This window comes from Pseudomonas sp. BF-R-19 (genome assembly GCF_019956445.1).
Lineage (GTDB): Bacteria > Pseudomonadota > Gammaproteobacteria > Pseudomonadales > Pseudomonadaceae > Aquipseudomonas > Aquipseudomonas fluorescens_BH.
The window spans coordinates 21,782-38,430 of the sequence record NZ_JAHBDN010000036.1 but is presented as its reverse complement, the minus strand read 5'-3'; the positions used below and the strand labels follow the sequence as shown (position 1 = coordinate 38,430).

Genomic DNA, 16,649 nt, shown 5'->3' with positions numbered 1-16,649 from the left:
TTTAACGAGTGCCGCACGCCTTAAACTGATAGGACTGGAAAACCAACATGAACCCACTGCACGACAAAGTCGCGGTGATCACCGGGGCCGCCAGCGGCTTCGGTCGCGAACTGGCGATAGCCTGCGCCAACGAAGGCATGCGCCTGGCGTTGACCGATATCGATGAAAAAAACCTGCATGGCACGGTTGAGTTACTGCCGTCGGGCACGCAGGTGCTGACGATGACCTGTGATGTCGCCCAGGCCGAGCAAGTCAAACAACTGGCGGTTGCCACCTACGCGCGCTTCGGCGCCGCGCACCTGCTGTTCAACAACGCCGGCGTACTGGTCGGCGGCCCGCTGTGGACCACGACCGAACAGGATTGGGCGTGGATGTTCGGCATCAACGTGATGGGCGTCGCCCATGGCATCCGCAGTTTTGTGCCGCGGATGCTGGCGCAAAAGGATCGATGCCATATCGTCAATACCGCCTCGGTCGCCGGCCTGCTGTCGGTGCCGGGCAACGGCATCTACTGTGCGACCAAGCATGCGGTGGTGACGATGTCCGAATGCCTGCAGCTTGAATTGCAGGAGGAAAACGCATCGATCGGCGTGTCGGTGCTGTGCCCGGCCTTCGTAGCGACGGGCATTGCCGATGCCGGACGCAACCGTCCCGACGAGTTGGCAGCCGCCAACCCGCTGAAAGAGAAGTACGAAGAGCAGACGCGCAAGGCAACCCAGGCCGGCAAGCTCAGTGCGACCGATATCGCGCGCATCACCCTTGATGCGGTGAAGGAAAACCGCTTCTACATTTTGCCGCATCAAAAGATCAAGAGCTTGGTCGAGGTGCGCATGGGTGACATCCTCGAAGAACGCAGCCCGAGAAAAACTTCGCGCTGAAGTATCTGCCTGCCAGCGGCGTATCTGTAGGAGCGAGCCCTGCTCGCGATGGACTCAAGAGCGCCGCGTTTTACCAGTAAACACGCGTTATCGTTGAAGACCATCGCGAGCAAGCTCGCTCCTACAGGGTTAATAGTGCAGGCAGATCTTGCCAAAGTGCCCGGCAGACTGCTGATGGGCAAAGGCCTCGGCAATCTGCTCCAGCGGATAGCGGCTGTCGATGACCGGGCGCCAGCTGACGTTCTCCAGCGCCCGCACCATGTCTTGTTGCTGCTCACGGCTGCCGACGATCAGGCCGCGCAGGGTTTGTTGTTTGCGCATCAATTCCAGGGTCGGCACGCTACCGGCGAACCCGGTGAGCACACCGATCAGCGCAATGTGGCCACCCGCTGCGCAGGCGCGGATGGACTGCGGCAGCGTGCCCGGGCCACCCACTTCCACCACGATGTCGGCACCGCGGCCATCGGTGGCGGCCAGAACCGCATCGCCCCATTCGGGCTGATCCTTGTAATTGATGACATGGTCGGCGCCCAGTGCCAGCAGGCGCTCTTTCTTGGACTCGGACGACGTCGTGGCAATCACCCGGGCGCCCATCGCCTTGGCCATTTGCAAGGCAAAAATCGACACGCCGCCGGTGCCCAGCACCAATACGGTATCGCCGGCCTGGATGTGACCATCGACCACCAATGCACGCCAGGCAGTCAAACCGGCGGTGGTCAGCGTGGCGGCTTCTTCATGGGTGTAGCCCTTGGGCGCCAGCGTGAAGGCCTCGGTGGGCAGGTTGATCCGTTCGCGGGCAAAGCCGTCCACGCCATCGCCCGGCACGGTCTGGAAGGTGGTGGGCACGACGCGGCCGGATTGCCAGTGGGGGAAGAAGCACGACACGACGCAATCACCCACGGCAAATTCCGTCACGCCTTCGCCCACGGCAGTGACGACGCCGGCGCCGTCGGACATGGGAATGCGGCCATCCTCTGCACGAGCGTGGCCGGTGACCACACCGAGGTCGTGGTAGTTGAGCGAGCTGGCATGGATGCGTACCTGGATCTCGCCGACTGCGGGTGCGCCGGGGGCGGCCATGTCGACCAGGCGCAGATTGTCCAGGCCAGCGGGGTGTTGGAGTTGAATGGCTTTCATGATGGTCCTTGAGTCAGTCCGTGCGACGGGAGGATTGGAATTTGTTCGTCTGTGACAACCGTACCCACCTGCAGCACCTTGCCTCAAGGGGAGGCTGCGGCGATGCGCGCCGCAGCCTGAGCTTGATTAGCGCATAACGTCACGCATGCTGTTCATGTCGATCACGAAGCGATACTTCACGTCATTGCGCTGCAGGCGGTCAAAGGCTGTGTTGATGTCTTTGATATCAATCATTTCGCAGCTGGGCAATACCTGATGTTCGGCGCAGAAATCCAGCAGTTCCTGGATCGCCTGGATGCCACCGATGAGCGAGCCGGCGATGCTGCGGTTGTTGCGAATCAGCAAGCCACCATGGATGGGCTCCAGCGGTTCGATGGCGCCGACCAGCACCAGTACGCCTTCGCGACCCAGCAGCATAAGGTAGGGGTTGACGTTGTGCCGGCTGGGAATGGTGTCGATGATGAATTCGAAGGCATTGGCCGCCGCCGTCATGGCCGGCGAATCGTTGGACAGCAATACGTGTTTGGCACCCAGGGCGCGGGCATCGTCGGCCTTGCCCGGTGAGGTGGTAATCACGGTCACCTCGGCACCGAGCGCCACGGCCAGCTTCACCGCCATGTGCCCGAGCCCGCCGAGGCCGACCACCGCGACTTTCGAGTCCCTGCCCACACCGTAGCGGCGCATCGGGTTCCACACGGTAATGCCGGCGCATAGCAGCGGTGCGGCGAAACGCGGATCGAGGCTTTCGGGCATGCGCAGTACGAACTGTTCACGGACGACAATATGCTCGGAGTAACCGCCATAGGTGATCTCGCCGGTGTGACGATCCTTGCCGTTATAGGTGGGCGTCGGACCATGGGCACAGAGTTGTTCCTGATGCTCGTGGCAGGGTGCGCACTGCAGGCAGCTATCGACCTGGCAACCGACGGCGACCCGGTCGCCGACTTTGAAGCGGCTGACGTTACTGCCGACGGCAGTGACATGCCCGACGATCTCGTGACCTGGCACGATGGGGTAGACCGTGTTGTTCCAGTCGTTGTGCACCTGATGGGCATCGGAATGGCAGACACCGCAATAGGCGATATCGATAGCGACGTCATCGGCACGCAAGTCGCGACGCTCGAAACGAAACGGCGTGAGGGCGGAGTGGGGCTCGAAGGCGGCAAATCCCAGGCAAGTGGTCATGGGTAAGTCCTGTATGAATCAACGCGTACCCCCGGCAATGGCCAGGGGTACAGGAGGGGTTAGATCGACGGGCGCAACCATGGCGCCGGGGTCGTTTCCGGCGAGGCGATCTGGTTGACGATCCACTTGCCCATGCGCCGCAGTGGCTCGATGGAGTCTTGCGGACCCGCCCATTTCAGCCCCGCCGCGTAGCCCAGCGAGACGATTCGCTGAGCGCCATACAGAGGCAGAATGTCCTTGAGATCTTCCTTGATGCTTTCCGGATAGACGCCGACGGTCTGGGTATAGGCATCCACGGCATCCATCATCTCGGTCAGGTCATCGACCGGCACCAGGTTGGCGGTGCGGTCGTCGAGCCGGGTGGCAAACGACACCGACTCCGGAATCTGTGAGCAGATGACGGCGCCTTCACCGTCCTGGCCGCCAATCACCTGGTACCACTCATCATCCAGGCGCAGCGCGTCGACTTCGGCCTTGAGGCCCTGGTCGTAGCGTTTGGGCACGGTGCTGAGGGTGTTGGGCAGGGTCTGCATGGCGTCGTAGACATAACGGCCGAAGGTATTCAGATTCGCCAGGCCGGCCTCATCGGTGCCGCTCTGCACATAGACCACCCGGGCGCACACACAGGCCTTCTGGTTCAGTGCGCCAATGTCGCTGGCCAGGCGCAGGGCGGCCTCGCGCATGGTCGCTTCACTGTCGAAGGCACCCTTGCCGATGATGCTGGCGCTGCGTTTCGGGTCGAGGGAGATCAGCTCCAGGCCCGGCTGGATGTAGCGGGTGACATGCTTCATCGAATTGAAACCGCCCCAGGCAACGATCTTCTCCAGGTTCTGCGGCTGGTACAGGCGTTCTTCGAAGGCCTGGTCGCCACCTTTCCAGTAGGCGACGCTGAGGTGTTTGGTCAGCGGGTGGTCCGGCGCCATCTCAACCATGGTGCGGGCGATGGCCAGGGCCGTGAACGGGTCGTTGGACGGCGCCTTGATGATCGCGTCGCTGCGCAGCACCATGTTGCGCAGGATGGTCAGCAGGGACAACCCGGTCGCGTTGCCGGCGACGATATGCAAGGTGCGGGCGCCGAAGCAGCGCACATCCAGTTCGGTGCCGTCGATCAAGCGTTGCTTGACCCAGCCTTCCAGGTACTTGACGCCCACTGAGTTCTCCACCTGTTCGGTGACCGACTCACGGGTGAGCATGTGGCGCAGCCCCATGTAGCTGCCCTTGACCATGCTCGGAGTGACCGGCGCAGTCAGGTACGACAGCTCGCAGGCTTCCTGCAAGTAGGGGTTTTTGTCGAATTCAAGACGTTCACCGAGGGCTTCGGCGTAGTCGAGGATGTCGTTGAAACTGAGGGTGTACAGATCGGCCAGCCTGGCCGGATTACCCAGCGGCAACTGGTCGATATACTTGTGCGCATCCGGTGTCTGGAACACCAGGTCACCGCCGCGGCCACCCACGTCGATCAGGTTGTCGGTGATGACTTTGCCGCGGATGATCATTGGCGCAATAGGTTTGCTCATGGGGTTAGCCCTCTAATGTGTTCAGGAAATCCATCGCCTGACGATGGGAGTCTTCTGTTGCTGCACAAGTGATCTTGTCGTCGCCACCATTGAGTTCGCTGTAGCGCTGGATCGGCCCGACGACGTAGCAACTCGGCCGGCCGCACGCGCAAGGCTTGTCCCATTCGACGGTGATTTCATCGCCGGTGATAAAGCCGCCCCAACGGATCTCGGCGCCGAGGTCGAAGAAGGCTGCACGACCGGTCACGCGGCCTTTGCGCGGCAGTGGCTTGCTGGTCTCTGGATCGAGCAGGTAGGGGATGACGGTGGGGGCGAAGTGGAAGTGGCCCGCTTCGCAGCGCGCATGGGCGCCGCCGACGATTTCGGACATGGCGTAGGATTCGTTGAGCGTCCTGGCACCGGTGAAACGCAGCACGTCTTCGCGCCAGCCCTCGGGTTGTACGACACCCTTGCCGCCACCGGCGGTGTGCACGAACGAGTCAGGGTGGAAGACACCTTCCAGGCCACGCGCAAGGCCGGCCTTGGCCATGCTGTGCAGCAGGTTCCAGGTCGCGCCGATGTACACGCGCTGGCCCTTGAGCTTGGTGGACATATGATCGAAGAAGGTCGCCAGGTGCTGTGGCATGTCGGCCTGCAACTGGTCGAAAGCCTTTTTCTTTTCCAGCAGTTCCGGGCTGATCACCAGGCGATCGAGGGTGCCTTTGGACTGTGCCGCACGTAGCTTGGCCCCCAGGTGCAGCACGTCGGTGCTGAGGGTGGTCGGGTAAGCGGCATGGAAATGCGATTCGTCCGGCAACAGCGCTGGAATCATGGCGGCATGGACGCGCACATGGCTCAGGTAGCCCTTGCGGTAGTAAGGGTAGATCGTGTGCAAGTTGGGCTCCGGGGTGTCCGGACCCTCCATGTTCCACACCATCATCTTGCGCAGTTGAGCGAATTTTTCCCACTCATGTACGCCCTGGGGCAGGAACGACAGGGTGCCGGAAGTGCCCGAGGTGTGACTGATGCGCAGCTGCGGCACGCCTTCGTCCATGGTCTCGAACCAGTCATCCAGGCCTTGGCAATCGCTGACGTTGACCGCGGCGATGGCTTCGGCAACCTCTGGCGTCACCAGTTTGCCCAGCCATTTGTTGATCTGGCCGAAGCTGCGCTTCTCCAGCAACGATGGCGGGTAGGACTTGTAAACGGTGTGTTCGAACAGCAGCGGCACTACGTCGTCGAGTTGCTCGATCTTTTCCACGCCTTGGGCGTCGGCAAGTTTCTTCAGTACCGGTATGCGCTCGCGAAGTTCTTCGAAGCGTTGCTTCAGGGCGTTGAGCTGTAGCGCGTCGATTTCGGCGCGGGGCAAATGGTTCCAGGCTTGCTGGGAATAGTTGACCAATTCTGCCGGGTTGTTCAGCAGCTGCTGGGTTTTTTGTTCTATCGACAGTTGTGCAGTGGGCATTTTCTGGCTCGCTACTCGACTAGTGGGAACCGGCGAGGCCGGGGAAGGGTGCGGCTCAAGTATGGGGATGCCGCCTCGGAATTTGTTCCGGATTCATGTGCCGGTCGATATCGCCCAAGTAACTGAAAAACAAGGAAAAAAGTGAGCGTATCGAGATGCCCGTGCAGGCCGTTCCGGATTCGGGGTGAGTGACCGTATTTCAGGCGGGATCAGGAAGTGGGCTGGCATACACTCTGTCTCGCTCACTCCTGTCAATGAGGGGAGCGCTGCCACTCAGACGGCTATTCGTGAGGGGTTTCCGGTTGGCGTATGGGCTTTGCAATCGCCATGAAAACTCAGCGCAACACACACCTATTCGTGAGGCTTCCATGTTGAAAATGGTATTTCAAACCACTCCATCAATGATCATCGAACGCGGTGCTGCGACCCGGCTCGCCGATCATGTTCGCGCCAAGGGCTGCAAATCGGTTTTGCTGGTGACCGATGCGGGGGTTATTGCGGCTCGGCTACTGGATGCGGTGCTCGCCGGTTTCGAGGGCCAGGACATAGCTGTCAGCGTGTTTTCCCAGGTACAGGCCGACCCGCCGGAGTCGGTGATCCTGGCCGCGGTGGATGCCGCGAAAACCTGTGGCGCCGATTGCGTGGTGGGGCTGGGCGGCGGCAGTTCGCTGGATGCCGCCAAGCTGGCTGCGCTGTTGGCGAGCAGTGGCGAGTCGTTGAGTCAAGTCTATGGCATCAACCAGACCAAGGGCCCGCGCCTGCCGCTGATTCTGGTGCCGACCACGGCAGGGACCGGTTCGGAGGTGACTTCGGTCTCGGTCGTGACCACCGGTGCCGGTGAGAAGAACGTGGTTTATTCGCCAATGCTGTTGCCCGACCTGGCGGTGCTGGATGCGGAGCTGACCCTTGGCCTGCCGCCCCACGTCACTGCAGCGACCGGTATCGATGCCATGGTCCATGCCATCGAGGCCTACACCACCAAAAACCTGAAGAATCCGATTTCCGATTGCCTGGCACGAGAGGCGCTGCGTCTGTTATCCGGCAGTCTGTTCCAGGCCTGCCTGGATGGCAGCAACGTGCAAGCGCGGGAGAACATGTTGCTGGGTGCCTGCCTGGCGGGCATGGCGTTCGCCAACGCGCCGGTGGCGGCGGTGCATGCCCTGGCGTATCCCCTCGGCGCACGTTTCCATATACCGCACGGCCTTTCCAATGCGCTGGTGCTGGGGCCGGTGATGCGTTTCAATCTCGAGGCGGTGGCGCCGCTGTATGCGCAACTGGCCGATATCGTCCTGCCTGGCACCCTGGGTACCGATACAGAAAAAGCCGCTACGCTGGCCAACTACCTTGGCACCCTGGCCGGTGAACTGGGCCTGTCGACCCGCTTGCGTGACCTGGGCATCGTCGAGTCCGACATCGAGGCGCTGGCTCTCGATGCGATGAAGCAGCAGCGCCTGCTCGGCAACAATCCGCGGGAGCTGTGCCTGGAAGATGTGCGCTCGATCTACAGGGAAATCCTATGAGCAACAAACTCAAACGGCCGTGCCGGGACGAGTTTCGGCATTTCACCAAAGTACCGACGCGCTTTGGTGACAATGACTCCTTTGGGCATGTGAACAACGTGGTCTACTACTCGTACTGTGAGTCGGCGATCACGGCGTTCCTGGTCGAACAGGGCACCCTGGACATTGCCAACAGCCCGGTGATCGGGTTGATCGTCAATTCCGGTTGCACCTACTTTGCGTCCATCGGCTTCCCCGACCAGATCAATGTCGCAATGAAAATATCCCACCTGGGTAACAGCAGCGCACGCTACGAGCTGGCACTGTTTCGCAACGATGAGCATGAAGCGGCCGCAGCGGCCCATATCGTCTATGTGTACGTCGACCGCGCCAGCAACACCTCGGTGCCCATCCCGGAAACGGTGCGTTGTGTACTCGCGAGACTCGCTGACTAAGCGAGTCGGCTCGGTCATACTCCAGTTTGCTGCTTGTCGGTTTTGCCACGGTGGCAATGAGCGGCATTCTGGAGAGGACACCATGATCAAACCAACCCCTGACAAGCCGGGCGTGCAGGTCGAAATACCTGCCCAGCCGCGCAAGGAACCGCGGCAGGCACGCTCGATCGCGCTGGTCACGGCCGTGAAACAGGCCGGCCGGCAGATTCTCGAAAGCGAGGGGCGGGAAGCCTTGAACGCCATGCGCCTGGCCGAAGACTCAGGGGTGGCGATCAGTTCGATCTACGAGTACTTCCCGACGATGGAGTCGTTGATCGCTGCAGTGTTTGATGATTACCGGACTGAAGCCCGCATCGGACTGTACGCCGACATAATGGCGCTGCCGTCTGGCACCACGCTGTTAGACGGGATTTTGCTGGCCCTGCGGGCCGTACTGGCCGCCCATTACAAGAAAACCCTCTACGATCCTGGGTTCAGCGTGCGCTCCACTCATTATGACGAGCTGGTGCGACTGGATGTGGTCAAGGCCAAGCAGCTTTGGACCGCCACCGCGAGTTCGGCCTTGATGAAACGCTTCGCCAGCGAAATCCGGGTCAAGGACCGGGAAAAAGCCGAGTTTCTGGTTTACCAGACCTGGTCGGTGCTACCTCGGGCCATGCTGTTGGAAAGACCGGGCTACCTCACTGACGAGGACACGCCCAAGTTGATGGCGCGCATGCTGCACGCAATGTTGACTGACCCGAGCCCTTGAACCGCGAACAAAGCGACGCCCCGCAAGCGGGGCGTCTGGTATTACGCAGCGCAGGCGGCGTGGAGGCTCAGATACCGATGCACAGGTATTTGATTTCCAGGTAGTCCTCGATGCCGTACCTGGAGCCTTCGCGGCCCAGACCCGAGGCCTTGATGCCACCGAACGGCGCCACTTCGTTGGAGATGATCCCGGTGTTGACGCCAACGATGCCGTATTCCAGCGCTTCGCCCACACGGAACACACGGCTCAAGTCGCGAGCATAGAAGTACGAGGCCAGGCCGAATTCGGTGTCATTGGCCATGGCGATCACCTCGGCTTCATCCTTGAAGCGGAACAGCGGTGCCAGCGGGCCGAAGGTTTCTTCCTTGGCGACGGCGGCATTGCGCGGCACATCGACCAGCACGGTCGGCTCGAAGAAGGTCCCGCCCAAGGCGTGCGGCTTGCCGCCGGCGACCACGCGAGCCCCTTTGCTCACGGCATCGTCAATGTGCTCCTGGACCTTGGCCATGGCCTTGGCGTCGATCAGGGGACCTGTGGTGATGCCGTTTTCCAGGCCGTTGCCGATGTTCAACCTGGCCACGGCGGCGGTGAGTTTTTCGACGAAGGCATCGTAGATACCGTCCTGGATGTACAGGCGGTTGGCGCAGACGCAGGTCTGGCCGTTGTTGCGATACTTGGAGATCAGTGCGCCCTCGACGGCGGCGTCCAGGTCGGCGTCATCGAACACGATGAAGGGTGCATTGCCGCCCAGTTCCAGCGAGACTTTCTTGATGTCCTTGGCGCACTCGACCATCAGCTGGCGGCCGATTTCGGTGGAGCCGGTGAAGGTCAGCTTGCGCACGATCGGGTTACCGGTCAGCTCGGCGCCGACTTCGCCGGCACTGCCGGTGACCACGCTGAACACGCCTTTCGGAATACCGGCGCGCTCGGCCAGTTCCGCCAGGGCCAGGGCCGAGTAGGGCGTTTGCGAGGCAGGCTTGAGGACCATGGTGCAACCGGCGGCCAGGGCCGGGCCGGCCTTGCGGGTGATCATCGCCGAAGGGAAGTTCCACGGGGTGATGGCCGCAGTGACACCGATCGGCTGCTTGAGCACCATCAGGCGTTTGTCGACCTGGTGACCGGGGATCATGTCGCCATAGACGCGCTTGGCTTCTTCGCCGAACCACTCCAGGAAGGAGGCGGCGTAAGCGATTTCGCCACGGGACTCGGTCAGCGGCTTGCCTTGTTCGAGGGTCATCAAGCGGGCCAGGTCTTCCTGGTTGGCCATCATCAGGTCGAACCACTTGCGCAGTTTGTTGGCGCGTTCCTTGGCGGTCAGGGCGCGCCAGGCCGGTAATGCCTTGTCGGCGGCTTCGATGGCGCGCCGGGTCTCGGTAGCGCCCATCTTCGGTACGCTGCCGATGATTTCACCGGTGGCCGGGTTGTTGACCTTGAGGGTCTGGCCGTTGTCGGCATCTACCCATACACCGTCGATATAGGCTTGCTGGCGGAACAGTTTCGGATCGTTGAGTTGCACGCGTGATTCCTCGCTGCTTGGTTATCGTGAATGGGGGGCTGCGATGGATGCCGCCACAGGGGCGGGTTTGACAAAACTGACGCCAGAACTTGTGAGCTGTTCGCGGACCTTGTCGACGATGTACGCACCGATCGGGATGGCGGAGGTCGCAGCGGGTGACGGAGCGTTGCAGACGCTGACGCTGCGAGCGGTGTTGACGAACAGGAAGTCGTCGATCAGCTTGCCGTCCAGCGAGACAGCCTGGGCGCGGACACCGGCCGGGTAGGCGGTGAGATCGCTCTTGGTGAGGCTCGGGCAGTACTTCTGCACTTGCTTGAGGTAGCCGCCCTTGAACAACGAGTTTTTCATCTCGATCAAACCCGGGCGCAGGTTCTTCTTCAGCACCTTGAGAACGCCCGGAGTGGTCAGGGTTTCGAACATATCGGACAGCGAGACATCGGTCTTGCGATAGCCTTCGCGCTTCATCGCCAGCACCGCGTTGGGGCCGACGGTGACGGTGCCGTCGATCATGCGGGTCAGGTGCACGCCGAGGAACGGCATGGACGGGTCCGGGATCGGGTAGATCAGGTGGTTGACGATCTGGTTGTGCTGCTTGGGCAGCAGGTAGTACTCGCCCCGGAACGGGCAGATGATGAAGTTCGGCTTGATCCCGAGCATGCGCACAACGCGGTCGGCCATCAGGCCCGAGCAGGTGATCAGGAAGCGACCGTGGTGCTCCTGGTCGCTGCAGCGCACCACCACTTCATCGGGACGCTCATCGATGGCGACCACTTCGCTGTTGTAGCGGATCTCGCCACCGGCGGCTTCGAATTCGCCGCCCATGGCCGCAGTGACCTGGGCGTAGTTCACGATGCCGCTTGAAGGCACGAAGATCCCGCCCAGGCCGACGATGTTCGGCTCGCGCTCGCGCAGCTCGGCGGCCGTCAGCCAGTCACGCTTGATGCCATTGGCTGCAGTGCGTTCCCACAGCGCGCGCATGCGCTCCATTTCCAGCTCGTTGGTGGCCACCAGCAGCTTGCCGCACTCGTCATAAGGGATGCTGTGCTTGGTGCAGAAGGCCTTGGTGGCCTTATTGCCTTCCAGACAGAAGCGCGCCTTCAGGCTGCCCGGGGTGTAGTAGACACCGGCGTGGATCACGCCACTGTTGTGGCCGGTCTGGTGCCTGGCCGGGCCGGACTCCTTCTCCAGCAGGAGGATTTTGGCGTCCGGGTAAACCTGGGCCAGTTGCATGGCCGTGGACATGCCCACGATGCCGGCACCGATGATGATGAAGTCGTACACAGCCATTAGCCTGCACCCACCTGAATTACATTCTTGTTGGAAACACCACCACGCGTGGCGGCCCTCGCCGGTTCAACCCTTGGCAAACCTTATTGGCCACGCTGGTACAGGGTTTTCTGGTAACTGATGTAGCCACGTTGGCGCATCAGCTCACGACGCAAGCCCTGGTGGGCGATAAAGCGGTCACGGCCGTGCAGCCAGAACATGTTGTTGACCAGCACGAAGCTGCCGACCGGCACCGGTACCGACAGTTTCTGCGGGCTGCCTTCCAGCGATTCGCTCAGGGCGTTCAGCCAGATTCCTTCCTCGAAGTCTTTGGGCTGCACGAACTGGTCGATGTAGCGCATGGTCGGGCGACCTTCGGCGTCGTTGTCGAACACTGCGTGGAACACGTCTTCGCGCACGTTCTTGCTGGGTGGTGCGGTGAAGCGCATTTCACGGCGAGCCAGTGGGTGAGTGTAGTAGTGGTGCAGATCTTCCCAGTCATCCAGGTGCAGCAACAGGGAGTTGCCGCCTTCCATGTTCTGCTCGTCGATCTTCATCATCATCACGTAGTCGGTGCGCTCCTGGACGAAGGTGCCGTCGTTGTGCAGTTCCATGACCCGGTGTGGCTGACGCAGGTAGCTGTCGGAGTTGTCGGTGTTGAGCACCACAAAGCGAGCGTAGAACTGGCCGCTCATGGCATCGAAGTTGGAGCGACCGATCAGGTGGGCGACTGCAGAGGAGAACTTGACCATGTCATCGGCCTGGGACACGTCGTTCAAACCTTCAGGCGTGATCAGCATGCCACCGGTGGCGCGGTCCAGGATGGTGTTGACCAACACCGGGCGCAGGGTGCCTTCGCACAGCTCGTCAAGGATCTGGGCGATCCGGAAACGCAGGAACGACTTGTACTCCAGTGCCTGGACCGGCCACTCGGCCACCGCCTTGACGAACGCGTCGACGGTTTCCTTGGCGAATTTCAGCTCAAGCAGGCGCGGCGACTGGCTGGAAGGGGTAAGGGTGAAGCCCTTGCTCTGCGATGGCAGAGGCATCACAAGGTCCTGAATTTGAGTAAAGGCGTTCATGGCAACTCCCGGAGGAAGGTAGTGGTTGGCGCCTTCCAGCAGTGGTCTGGATCTGGCAGAAGAAAAGTATCGCCATAAAACTAAAATGTCTACATTTTTATAATTAGGCGACAAAATATGAATTTGTCGAATGTTTTTCGTCTGATAGATGTTTGGGTATGATTGGGGTTTGGCAAGTTCTGGAGCAGCACCTTGGATAGCGTCACCCCCAGGCTCAACTCTGCATTCAGCGGGTATGAACGGCTCAAGCTGGACATCATCCGTGGCACATTCAAGCCCGGTGAAAAACTCCTCATGAGCGGGCTCAAGGAGCGCTATGACCTGGGTGTCGGCCCGCTGCGCGAAGCACTTTCGCAGTTGGTGGCAGAACACCTGGTGGTGGTCATCAGTCAGAAAGGCTACCGCGTAGCCCCCATGTCGCTGTCAGAGATGCAGGACATCTATGATGCTCGCGCCAATCTTGAAGCCATGATCGTGGGCCTGGCCATCGAGCGGGGTGATGACGCTTGGGAAGCCCAGATCCTGGCGCAGTCCCATACCTTGTCAAAGGTCATGGACGTGACAACCCGCGAGAAGGTGCTCGACGTTTGGGATGAGCGGCACAAGGCCTTCCACAGCGCCATCGCGGCGGGTTGCGGTTCCAGGCAATTACTTCAGGCGCGTACTTACCTGTTCGACCAGGCCGAGCGCTATCGTCACTTGTGGTTGACGCAAACGGTGTTCTCCGAAGAGGCCCTGGCGTTGAAGCGCAAGGAACATGCCGCACTGGTCGAAGCCATTCTGGCTCGCGACACCGTTCGAGCGACAACCCTGATGCGCACCCACCTGATGACGCCGGTACCCATCATTGTCGAGGTGATGCAGCGCGACGAGTGGGCGAAGCTTTCCTGATAACGGGCAAACCAACACAGCGAGAAAGGCTTCCCGATTGCTCGGGAAGCCGTGCTGATGACTGCTGCAGAAATGACGGGTTACCTGGTGCGGCAGGGTAGTGCCCTGCCGGGACAGTTCAGCGATTGACGATCCTGGCCGGCAACGCCAGCACCAGCAGCGAGCTGGCAAGCAGACACGCGGCGAAGAACCATAGGGCAACCTGTGGGCTGTGGAAGTGGTCCATCACCGCTCCCATCAGCGAGTTGCTGACCAGACCGGCGATGTTCGCAACCGAGCAGGCCAGGGCGAAGCCGGTGGCAGCTGCGGTGCCCTTGAGGAAGGTGGCCGGCAAGCTGAAGAATACCGGCACCGCACCAATGATGGTCAGCGACGCCAGGGAGAACAGCAGGACGGTGATCGCGACATTCTGGGTGTAGAACGTCGCCATGAACATCGAGGCCGCACCGATGATAAACGGTACGATGATGTGCCAGCGGCGTTCGCGATGCTTATCGGAACTGGCGCCGATGGCCAGCATGCCGATCAGCCCGGCCAGGCTCGGAATGGCCACCAGCAAGCCAATGTCGCCGGGGTTGGAGACGCCCGCGTTCTTGATGAACGTCGGTAACCAGAAACCCATGGCATAGGCGCTGAGCAGAATCGAGAAATCGATACCGCCGAGCATCCACACCTTGAGATTGAAGAAGCCGTCCCGGAACGAATGTCCGCCGGTGTTCTCGCTTTCGTCCTTGGCCAATACGGCTTCCAGCTCGCTTTTTTCGCTGTCGCTCAGCCATTTGGCCTGGCGGATTCCATTGGGCAGTACGGCAAAGCACAAAAGACCCAGAACCACGGTCGGGATGGCTTCTAGCAGGAACAGCCACTGCCAGCTGTGCAGGCCGCCGACGCCATTGAAGTTGCCCATGATCCAGCCGGAAATCGGGCTGCCGAGCATGCTCGAAAGCGGCAGGCCGATCATGAACAGGGCGATGATGCGGCTGCGGCGGTACGAGGGGAACCATTGGCTCAGGTAGTACAGCACGCCTGGTAGAAAACCGGCTTCGGCGGCGCCAAGCAAAAAGCGCAGGGTGTAGAACTGCCACTCGGTGGTGACGAACATGGTAAGGCCCGACAGCAGGCCCCAGCTGATCATGATGCGTGCGATCCAGAGCCGCGCTCCGACTTTTTCCAGCACCAGATTACTCGGCACTTCAAACAGGATATAGCCGACGAAAAACAGCCCGGCACCCAGTCCATAGGCGGTTTCGCTCATGTGTAGCGTGTCGAGCATCTGCAGCTTGGCGAAGCCGACATTGATTCGGTCCAGGTAGGACGCCAGGTAGCAAAAGCACAAAAACGGAATCAGTCGCCAGACGATCTTGCGATAGGTGTCGGTGGTGGTGGCCTGGGCCAGGCTCACGGTGGGGGCGTCGCTGAATGACATGATGGATCTCCTGGATCTGCCGCGAAAACACAGCGGCGCAAAGCGATTCATAGGGGGCAGTTCAGGAAAATAGGCTTCTGGACGGCCTTTTTTATTGTGTGTCCACCTCAAGAGGCGGTTTGCTCTACATCGTCCGTGCGATGGCAGTGCACGAGCGAGGCGCAGCCATGCAGCGCCCGCGTCGTTGTTGCCATCGGTGCGTCAGAGGCGGCTCAGGTAATCCAGTGCCTCCTGCTTGTTGATGACGTCGCCGTACTTGTTATCGATATCGAACAGGTTTGCCTCGTGGGGCGCCTCGTGCCGATCCCCGACGCACTGGCGCACGACGATGGTTCGAAAACCATGTTGCACGCCATCGACGGCCGTCGCCCGGATGCAGCCACTGGTAGAGCAGCCGGCAAGGATCAGTGTGTCGATTCCGCTGGCTAGCAACATCGGTGCCAGGGAGGTGCCGAAGAATGCGCTGGCGTATTGCTTGCTCAGCACTACTTCTTCCGCCAGGGGCAGTACTTCGGGGCAGAACGCGGCCAAAGGGTTCCCCTCGACCATGTCCTTCATCACCGGGGCCTTTTTCACCCACATGCCACCATCGGCGAAATGGCCGGGATGATAGCGAATGTTGGTGTGAATCACCGGGATGCCTGCCTGACGAGCCTTGGCCAGCAACGCAACGCTTTCGGCCACGGCGTCGACAACGCCAGGTGCATAAAGGGGCGCGCCCCGGGTGGTGTACCCCTGCATGAAGTCGATCATCAGCAGTGCGGGGTGGTCGCCGAAACCGATGCGATTGCCCCATACGCCTTGGTAGTTGTCCTGTGCACTGGCCATGTCAAGATCCTCAGTAAGCGCCCGACAGCAGGGCGCCCGCGCCGGGTACGATCGGCTCCAGATTCAGCGCCTTGAGCATTGCGTAAGTGGTGGCGATGGCAGCGGTCAGCACCGGTTTGCCGGTTTGGGCTTCGACCTTGGCCACGGCGCTCAGGGAAGGCATCTGCACACAGGCGGAAAGCACGATTACATCCACACCCTCCAGGTCGAGCTTGGCCACTATCCCTGGCAGGTTGGCCGGGTCATGGCGTGCCACGGCCAGGTTGTCCGGGATTTCCAGGGCGTGCCAGACCTTGACTTCGATGCCTTCGTGCTCGATGTAGTCGACCACGAGTTCAGTCAGCGGCTTCATGTACGGGGCGACCAGGGCGATGCGCTTGGCGCCCAGAACCTTCAACCCGTCTACCAGCGCGCCGGCACTGGTGATGACTGGTGCGTCAGATTCGTTGTCGCGTACCACTTGCCCCAGGCGCAGTTGTGATTCGCGATGATAGCCGCGCCCCATGGCCATGATCGCCACCAGGCAGGCGTAACCGAGCACGTCGACTCGAGCGTCGGAGAGCTCCAGTGCGCAACGGTCAGACTGGGCATCCATGGCCGCCAGCTCTTCTTTTTTTACGTGTTTCATGCGCATGCGGGAAGAGTGAAAGGTGAAGCGCTCCGGGCGGATCAACTGACGGGCCGTCAGCATGGCCGGGATTTCGGTTTCCATCGTGGTGTTGGAGCTGGGGACAATCTGGCCGATGCGATAATGCTTGTTCATGAGTGTCTCCG

General features: G+C 61.0%; 15 protein-coding genes. 5 read left to right on the top strand and 10 right to left on the bottom strand.

Translation table 11 applies throughout. The features are described from left to right. The first annotated feature begins 47 nt into the window (after nucleotides 1–47). Entirely contained in the window at nucleotides 48–878 is an 831-nt protein-coding gene (locus tag KGB28_RS05860) for an SDR family NAD(P)-dependent oxidoreductase (protein ID WP_223443354.1), read from the top strand. A 129-nt stretch (nucleotides 879–1,007) separates the two neighbouring features. Here KGB28_RS05860 and KGB28_RS05855 read toward each other — a convergent pair whose 3' ends face one another. The 4 genes from KGB28_RS05855 to KGB28_RS05840 form a co-directional block, all read right to left on the bottom strand. After that, nucleotides 1,008–2,015 (bottom strand): zinc-dependent alcohol dehydrogenase family protein, encoded by a 1,008-nt coding sequence (locus tag KGB28_RS05855; protein WP_223443351.1) that lies wholly within the window; start codon nucleotides 2,013–2,015, stop codon nucleotides 1,008–1,010. Between the two features lie 126 nt (nucleotides 2,016–2,141). Next, nucleotides 2,142–3,200 carry an NAD(P)-dependent alcohol dehydrogenase gene (locus KGB28_RS05850; RefSeq protein ID WP_223443348.1) on the bottom strand — a complete coding sequence of 353 codons (1,059 nt, stop codon included), beginning with the start codon at nucleotides 3,198–3,200 and terminating at the stop codon, nucleotides 2,142–2,144. Nucleotides 3,201–3,259: 59 nt separating this feature from the next. Then, a complete protein-coding gene (locus tag KGB28_RS05845) occupies nucleotides 3,260–4,717 on the bottom strand; it encodes an acyl-CoA reductase (protein WP_046038015.1) in 1,458 nt (485 codons plus the stop codon). Nucleotides 4,718–4,721: 4 nt separating this feature from the next. Continuing rightward, nucleotides 4,722–6,161 carry a hypothetical protein gene (locus KGB28_RS05840; RefSeq protein ID WP_223443345.1) on the bottom strand — a complete coding sequence of 480 codons (1,440 nt, stop codon included), beginning with the start codon at nucleotides 6,159–6,161 and terminating at the stop codon, nucleotides 4,722–4,724. A gap of 368 nt (nucleotides 6,162–6,529) precedes the next feature. Between KGB28_RS05840 and KGB28_RS05835 the strand changes: the two genes are divergently transcribed. From KGB28_RS05835 to KGB28_RS05825, 3 genes are all read left to right on the top strand, one after another. Further along, nucleotides 6,530–7,681: an iron-containing alcohol dehydrogenase gene (locus KGB28_RS05835; protein WP_223443342.1), complete on the top strand. Its 1,152-nt coding sequence runs from the start codon at nucleotides 6,530–6,532 to the stop codon at nucleotides 7,679–7,681. Beyond that, the gene (locus tag KGB28_RS05830) at nucleotides 7,678–8,115 is read left to right on the top strand and encodes an acyl-CoA thioesterase (protein WP_223443340.1); all 438 of its coding nucleotides are present in this window, start codon (nucleotides 7,678–7,680) and stop codon (nucleotides 8,113–8,115) included. The genes KGB28_RS05835 and KGB28_RS05830 overlap by 4 nt, the downstream gene beginning before the upstream one ends. Before the next feature lie 82 nt (nucleotides 8,116–8,197). Then, on the top strand, nucleotides 8,198–8,866 hold the full coding sequence (locus KGB28_RS05825) for a TetR/AcrR family transcriptional regulator (protein ID WP_223443339.1): 669 nt from the start codon (nucleotides 8,198–8,200) through the stop codon (nucleotides 8,864–8,866). 67 nt (nucleotides 8,867–8,933) lie between these two features. Here KGB28_RS05825 and gabD read toward each other — a convergent pair whose 3' ends face one another. From gabD to glaH, 3 genes are all read right to left on the bottom strand, one after another. Continuing rightward, nucleotides 8,934–10,382, bottom strand: a complete 1,449-nt coding sequence (gabD, locus tag KGB28_RS05820; RefSeq protein ID WP_223443337.1) for an NADP-dependent succinate-semialdehyde dehydrogenase — start codon at nucleotides 10,380–10,382, stop codon at nucleotides 8,934–8,936. Nucleotides 10,383–10,403: 21 nt separating this feature from the next. Then, nucleotides 10,404–11,663 (bottom strand): L-2-hydroxyglutarate oxidase, encoded by a 1,260-nt coding sequence (gene lhgO / locus KGB28_RS05815; protein ID WP_223443472.1) that lies wholly within the window; start codon nucleotides 11,661–11,663, stop codon nucleotides 10,404–10,406. 89 nt (nucleotides 11,664–11,752) lie between these two features. Beyond that, on the bottom strand, nucleotides 11,753–12,730 hold the full coding sequence (gene glaH, locus KGB28_RS05810; protein WP_223443335.1) for a glutarate dioxygenase GlaH: 978 nt from the start codon (nucleotides 12,728–12,730) through the stop codon (nucleotides 11,753–11,755). A gap of 192 nt (nucleotides 12,731–12,922) precedes the next feature. Between glaH and csiR the strand changes: the two genes are divergently transcribed. After that, a complete protein-coding gene (gene csiR / locus KGB28_RS05805; RefSeq protein WP_223443327.1) occupies nucleotides 12,923–13,621 on the top strand; it encodes a DNA-binding transcriptional regulator CsiR in 699 nt (232 codons plus the stop codon). A 118-nt stretch (nucleotides 13,622–13,739) separates the two neighbouring features. Here csiR and KGB28_RS05800 read toward each other — a convergent pair whose 3' ends face one another. The 3 genes from KGB28_RS05800 to KGB28_RS05790 all read right to left on the bottom strand — a co-directional run bounded on the left by KGB28_RS05800 (nucleotide 13,740) and on the right by KGB28_RS05790 (nucleotide 16,638). Beyond that, the gene (locus KGB28_RS05800) at nucleotides 13,740–15,047 is read right to left on the bottom strand and encodes an MFS transporter (RefSeq protein ID WP_223443326.1); all 1,308 of its coding nucleotides are present in this window, start codon (nucleotides 15,045–15,047) and stop codon (nucleotides 13,740–13,742) included. A 201-nt stretch (nucleotides 15,048–15,248) separates the two neighbouring features. Next, entirely contained in the window at nucleotides 15,249–15,875 is a 627-nt protein-coding gene (locus tag KGB28_RS05795; RefSeq protein ID WP_223443323.1) for an N-carbamoylsarcosine amidohydrolase, read from the bottom strand. 10 nt (nucleotides 15,876–15,885) lie between these two features. Beyond that, the gene (locus KGB28_RS05790; protein ID WP_223443320.1) at nucleotides 15,886–16,638 is read right to left on the bottom strand and encodes an Asp/Glu racemase; all 753 of its coding nucleotides are present in this window, start codon (nucleotides 16,636–16,638) and stop codon (nucleotides 15,886–15,888) included. Between the last annotated feature and the right edge of the window lie 11 nt (nucleotides 16,639–16,649).

What these genes read in the sequence shown, in the direction of transcription:
- KGB28_RS05845 (WP_046038015.1), bottom strand. Translation starts at nt 4,717, where the DNA reads ATGAGCAAACCTATTGCGCCAATGATCATCCGCGGCAAAGTCATCACC.
- KGB28_RS05830 (WP_223443340.1), top strand. Translation starts at nt 7,678, where the DNA reads ATGAGCAACAAACTCAAACGGCCGTGCCGGGACGAGTTTCGGCATTTC.
- KGB28_RS05840 (WP_223443345.1), bottom strand. Translation starts at nt 6,161, where the DNA reads ATGCCCACTGCACAACTGTCGATAGAACAAAAAACCCAGCAGCTGCTG.
- KGB28_RS05795 (WP_223443323.1), bottom strand. Translation starts at nt 15,875, where the DNA reads ATGGCCAGTGCACAGGACAACTACCAAGGCGTATGGGGCAATCGCATC.
- KGB28_RS05835 (WP_223443342.1), top strand. Translation starts at nt 6,530, where the DNA reads ATGTTGAAAATGGTATTTCAAACCACTCCATCAATGATCATCGAACGC.
- glaH (WP_223443335.1), bottom strand. Translation starts at nt 12,730, where the DNA reads ATGAACGCCTTTACTCAAATTCAGGACCTTGTGATGCCTCTGCCATCG.
- KGB28_RS05825 (WP_223443339.1), top strand. Translation starts at nt 8,198, where the DNA reads ATGATCAAACCAACCCCTGACAAGCCGGGCGTGCAGGTCGAAATACCT.
- KGB28_RS05850 (WP_223443348.1), bottom strand. Translation starts at nt 3,200, where the DNA reads ATGACCACTTGCCTGGGATTTGCCGCCTTCGAGCCCCACTCCGCCCTC.
- KGB28_RS05855 (WP_223443351.1), bottom strand. Translation starts at nt 2,015, where the DNA reads ATGAAAGCCATTCAACTCCAACACCCCGCTGGCCTGGACAATCTGCGC.
- KGB28_RS05800 (WP_223443326.1), bottom strand. Translation starts at nt 15,047, where the DNA reads ATGTCATTCAGCGACGCCCCCACCGTGAGCCTGGCCCAGGCCACCACC.
- KGB28_RS05790 (WP_223443320.1), bottom strand. Translation starts at nt 16,638, where the DNA reads ATGAACAAGCATTATCGCATCGGCCAGATTGTCCCCAGCTCCAACACC.
- KGB28_RS05860 (WP_223443354.1), top strand. Translation starts at nt 48, where the DNA reads ATGAACCCACTGCACGACAAAGTCGCGGTGATCACCGGGGCCGCCAGC.